Raw genomic sequence first — 4,744 nt, 5'->3', positions numbered from 1 at the left:
GGTCAGTACCCGGCGACCTCGTCCAGGCCGTGGCCGCGCAGCGGGACGAGGAAGCTGCGTTCGAACACCACCACGACCTCGCCGGTGGACTTCGTCCCGGTGGTGCGGCAGCGCACGATCCCCTGCCCGGCGCGGCTCTCGGAGAGCCGCTTGGCGAGGGTCTCCGTCTCCGCGTAGAGGGTGTCGCCGGCGAACACCGGGTGGGTCATCCGGATGTTCTCCCAGCCCAGGTTGGCGATGGTGCGCCCGCTCGTCGAGCGGGCGGTCATGCCGCCGACGATGCTGAGCGTCACCAGGCTGGAGACGATCGGCTTCCCCCAGGGGGTGTGCGCGCTGTAGGCGGCGTCGATGTGCAGCGGGGCGTCGTTCATGCTCAGCATGCTCATCAGCACGTTGTCGAGCTCGGTGACGGTCCGCCCGGGGCGGTGCTCCACCACCTCGCCGACCTCGAACTCCTCGTAGTAGCGCCCGACCACCTCGCGGTAGCGGCGCTCGCCGATCAGCCGGTAGCCGGCCGGTTCGGTCGCGTCCATCGCGGCTGCTCCCTGGTCCTAGAGGTCGGAGGTGAGTTCCTTGACGTGGCCGGCGAACTCGCGGATCAGCCGCTCGTCCATGTCGGCGCGCAGCATCAGCCGCAGCCCGGCCTCGCCCTTGGGGACGATCGGGAAGAACACCGCGGAGCTGTAGAAGCCGCGCTCGAAGAGCTGGGCGGACAGCTTGACCGCCCGCTCGGCCTCCCCGACGTCGACCCGGCGCACCGGCAGGCCGTTGCCCGCGAAGGTGGTCGGCAGCAGCTCGTCGAAGAGCTCGATGTTGCGGGCCAGCGCTCCCTGGAGGTCGGCCAGTTCGGGGGAGCGGTGGATGGCGGCGCTGGCCAGCGAGGCGCCGACCATCGGCAGCGGGATGTTCTGCGACCAGCCGATCGGGCCGGCGTGCCGGTGCAGGAACTCGAACTGCTCCCGGTTGCCGAGCATCGCGACGCCGCCGCTGGTGCCGAAGGCCTTGCCGAGGCTCGCGGTGATCACCGTCAGCGGGTTCATCTCCAGCCGGGAGCGGACGTAGCCCTCGCCGCGCTCGCCCGCGATGGACAGCGAGTGGGAGTCGTCGATGTAGAGGAACAGCCCGTAGCGGTCCTGGAGTTCGAGCAGCCCGTCGAGGGCCGCGGTGCCGCCCATCGAGTAGGCGCCGTCGGCGACGTAGGCGACCCGCGGGTACTTGCGGCAGATGTCCTCCAGGTAGTTCAGGTCGTTGTGCGGGCAGGTCAGCACCAGTGACTCGTCCGCGCAGACCGGCTTCATGTACGCCATGCAGAAGTGGCAGAAGCGGTCGAAGACCATCACCCGGGGGCCGCCGCCGCCCTGGCAGGTGCCGTCCAGGTGGCCGGAGGCGATCAGCGGCAGGATGCCCGCGGTGAGCGTGGTACAGGACGCCCCCGGCAGGATGTTCGCGCCGAACAGCTCGCCGAGCTCCTCCTCCAGCCGCACCAGCAGGTTGTGCCGGATCCGGGTGGTGGAGAGGACCAGCGAGGTGCTGCGGGACTCGGTCAGCGCGTCCACCGCGCCGGCCAGGACCGCGGGGTGGTTGTTCAGGCCCAGGTACGAGCAGGAGACCATGTTGGCGAACTCGTGGCCGGTCTCGCGGACGATCAGCCGGTTGTTGGACTCCGAGTCCGCGGTGATGCCGATCAGGCCGTTGGCGCCGGCCGCCTGCCAGACCGGGTCGGCGCTGGCCAGCATGGCCTCGGCGTTGCGGTACCGGCGCGGGCCGAGGATGGATTCTTCGGTCATCGTCACTTCTCCGTCGCGTGGTTCGGGGGGTCGGTGGGCTCGTGGCCCTGCGGTTGGTGCTGCGCGTGTTGCGCGCGGTGGGGGTGCTGCGTGTGGTGCGAACCGTCGGGCCGGGGCGGGTCGAACTGCTCGATCAGACGCTGCGAGGCCTCGAAGAACGGCATGCCGACCATCACCCCGTCCACCACGGTGACCGAACGGCCGTTCTCCAGACCGGCCGCGACCACCCGGCGGGCGCGCTCCAGCAGTTCCTCGCCCGGGCTGAACAGCTCGTTGATCAGAGCGAGTTGGCGCGGATGGACGGCGATCTTGCCGCTGAACCCGAAGTCCCGGGCGAGCCCGGCCTCCCGGCGCAGTCCGACGAGGTCGGAGACCTCGAAGAACGGTGCGTCCATCGCCTCCACCCCCGCGGCGCGGGCGCTGTTGACCACCCGGCCGCGGGCGTGGGCCAGGGCCTCCCAGGAGAGCCGGGCGCCGACCGCGAAGGCGTAGTCCGCCGAGCCGAAGACCAGCCCGCGCAGCCGGTGTCCGGCGGCCGCGATGGCGGGCGCGTGCTCGATGCCCAGCGGGGTCTCCACGACCGCCAGGAACTCCGTCTCCGGGCAGTCCGCGGCGAGCGCGCCGGCGGCGATCTCGATGTCCCGGGCGGACTCCGCCATCGGGATCAGCACCAGGTCCGGTTTGACGCGGTACCGGGCGATCGCGATCAGGTCGCGCAGCCCGTCCGGTCCGGACAGGGTGTTGATGCGCACCGCGCTGCGCGCGAGCTTGGCGGACGGGAGCGCGAAGAACTCCTCGGCCAGTCGACGGGCCTCCTCCTTTCGGGCGGGTGGGACCGAATCCTCCAGATCGACCATGGCGATGTCGGCCCCGGACTGATGGCTCTTGGTGTACCGCTCCACTGCCATCGCGGGTGTGGACAGGAGGGAACGGCAGTACCGCGTGAACTTCATGGATGTCTCCGAAGTCGCCGAAGGCTGCGGGGTCCGGTTCTATCCCACCGGCTTTGTTCGGCGCCGTACGGCTGGACATTGAACATCAACTCGGAACAACCGACCCGCGCGCACCATTGTTTGACGCCAACGGGTGCTGTGCATGATGAATAACCGGGGGATGGACACGAGGCGCACGCGGCGCGTGTGGCGCGTGGGCACGCGAGGTTTCAGGACACCGCATCAACGGAGAAGGGGGCCGTAGTGCCGCGTCGGGAAAGTCCGTTGGACCCCGGGGACGGGCCGCTGCTGCGCTTCGCGGGCGATCTTCGGGCCCTGCGGGAACGCGCCGGAAGTCCGCCGTACCGTCAACTCGCCCTGCGGGCCCATTGTTCGGCGGCCAGCCTGTCGGTGGCCGCGGGCGGCCGGCGGCTGCCCAGCCTCGCTGTCACCGTCGCCTATGTGCAGGCCTGCGGCGGGGACGTACGGGAGTGGCGGCACCGCTGGCAGCTGCTCGCCGCCGAACTGGCCGCCGACACCGCGGCCCGGCGGCGCTCCCAGGACGCCGGAAGCGCCCCCTACCCGGGTGCGGCCGCGTTCGAGGCGGCCGACGCCGAGCGCTTCTTCGGCCGCGAGGCGCTGCTGGACCGGCTGGCCGCCCTGCTGGCCGATCGGCGGCTGGTGATCCTCTCCGGGCCGTCCGGGGCGGGCAAGTCCTCGTTGGTCAGAGCCGGTCTGCTGGCCCGGCTCGGCGGGGCTCCGGGCGCCGGCGCGGTGGCCGGGCGCAGAACCGGGGCCGGGGGCGGAGCGGGTCGGCCCCCGGTCGACGGCGGTGTCCCGGTGGCGCTGCTGACTCCCGGCGAACGACCGATGGAGGCGTACGCGCTCGCGCTCGCCCGGCTCGGGCAGCGAGTCGGGGAGAGCACGCGGGGCGCCTCGGGGCCGACGGCCGGCGACCCGGTGCTGGTGGTGGACCAGGGCGAGCAGCTGCGCACCCGCTGCCGGGACGCCGCCGAGCGGGCGCGCTTCCTCGACGCGCTGGTGGCGACCGCCGCGGGCGCCGCGGGGCAGGCGCCGGACGGGCTGCCGGTGGCGGCGCCGGCCCGGTGCCGGGTGGTGCTGGTGCTCCGCTCGGACCAGTGCGGGCCGCTGTTCGCCGAGCACCCGGGGCTGGCCGAGGCCGGCCGGAACGCGGTGCTGTCGGTGGGGCGTCCGGCGCCGGACGAGCTGCGGCGGGCGATCACCGAGCCGGCCCTGCGGTCCGGCTGTACCGTCGAGGGCGCCCTGCAGGCCGTCCTCATCTCGACCGCCGCGCAGCAGCCGGGCGCGCTGCCGCTGGTGTCCACGGCACTGCTGGAGACCTGGCGGCGGCGCAGCGGCAACGCCCTCACCCTGGCCGGCTTCCAGGCGACCGGAGGTTTCGAGGGCGCGCTGGCCCGGACGGCGGAGTCGCTGTACAACGGGCTCGACCCGGCCGGCCAGACCCGGGCGCGGGCGGTGTTCCTGCGGCTCGGCGGGGAGTTGCTCGGTGCCGGGGAGGACGCGGCCGGCGGCGCGACGGCCCTGGGCGACGGACTGACGCCGGGCGGCGGGCTCTTATCGGGGGGAGACCTGGTGCCGGGGGGCGACGAGGGCACCCGCAAGCCGGTCCGGCGCGCCGAGTTCGACGATCCCGGCGTGCCCGAGGTGATGGAACGGCTGGTCCGGGCCCGGCTCGTGGTGGTGGACCGGGACACCGTCGAGCTGTCCCACCACGCGCTGCCGCAGGCCTGGCCCCGGCTGCGCGGGTGGCTGGCGGAGGGCCGCGAGGCGCTGGGCGAGCAGCGCAGGCTCTCGGCGGCCGCCCGGGGCTGGGAGGCCGCCGACCAGGACCCCGAACTGCTCTGCCGGGGTGTCCGGTTGGAGCAGCTCAAGCGGCAGGTGGCGGCCGGCGAGCTGGCCGCGGCCGGGGTCGAGCGGGCCTTCCTGGCGGCCTCCGCCCGGGCGGAGGCCGCCGGCCGGCGCCGGGCGCAGCGCCACAACCTG

The 4,744-nt window shown here is 73.5% G+C and carries 4 protein-coding genes; 1 reads left to right on the top strand and 3 read right to left on the bottom strand.

What is annotated here, in order from left to right; all coding sequences use genetic code 11:
• Positions 1 to 2 precede the first annotated feature (2 nt).
• Genes ACWGJO_RS41065 through ACWGJO_RS41055 form a run of 3 tightly spaced genes read right to left on the bottom strand, consistent with a single transcriptional unit; the run spans position 3 to position 2,740 of the window.
• Positions 3 to 533 carry a MaoC family dehydratase gene (locus ACWGJO_RS41065; RefSeq protein WP_359914674.1) on the bottom strand — a complete coding sequence of 177 codons (531 nt, stop codon included), beginning with the start codon at positions 531 to 533 and terminating at the stop codon, positions 3 to 5.
• A gap of 18 nt (positions 534 to 551) precedes the next feature.
• Positions 552 to 1,787, bottom strand: a complete 1,236-nt coding sequence (locus ACWGJO_RS41060; protein ID WP_387684540.1) for an 8-amino-7-oxononanoate synthase family protein — start codon at positions 1,785 to 1,787, stop codon at positions 552 to 554.
• 2 nt (positions 1,788 to 1,789) lie between these two features.
• Positions 1,790 to 2,740 (bottom strand): HpcH/HpaI aldolase/citrate lyase family protein, encoded by a 951-nt coding sequence (locus ACWGJO_RS41055; protein ID WP_452190890.1) that lies wholly within the window; start codon positions 2,738 to 2,740, stop codon positions 1,790 to 1,792.
• Between the two features lie 264 nt (positions 2,741 to 3,004).
• Between ACWGJO_RS41055 and ACWGJO_RS41050 the strand changes: the two genes are divergently transcribed.
• A partial coding sequence (locus ACWGJO_RS41050; RefSeq protein WP_452190889.1) for an nSTAND1 domain-containing NTPase occupies positions 3,005 to 4,744 on the top strand: 1,740 nt, incomplete at its 3' end.

It is taken from the genome of Kitasatospora sp. NPDC054795 (assembly GCF_053611565.1).
Note: the sequence above shows the minus strand (reverse complement) of the source record. Positions and strands in the feature narration are given on the sequence as shown.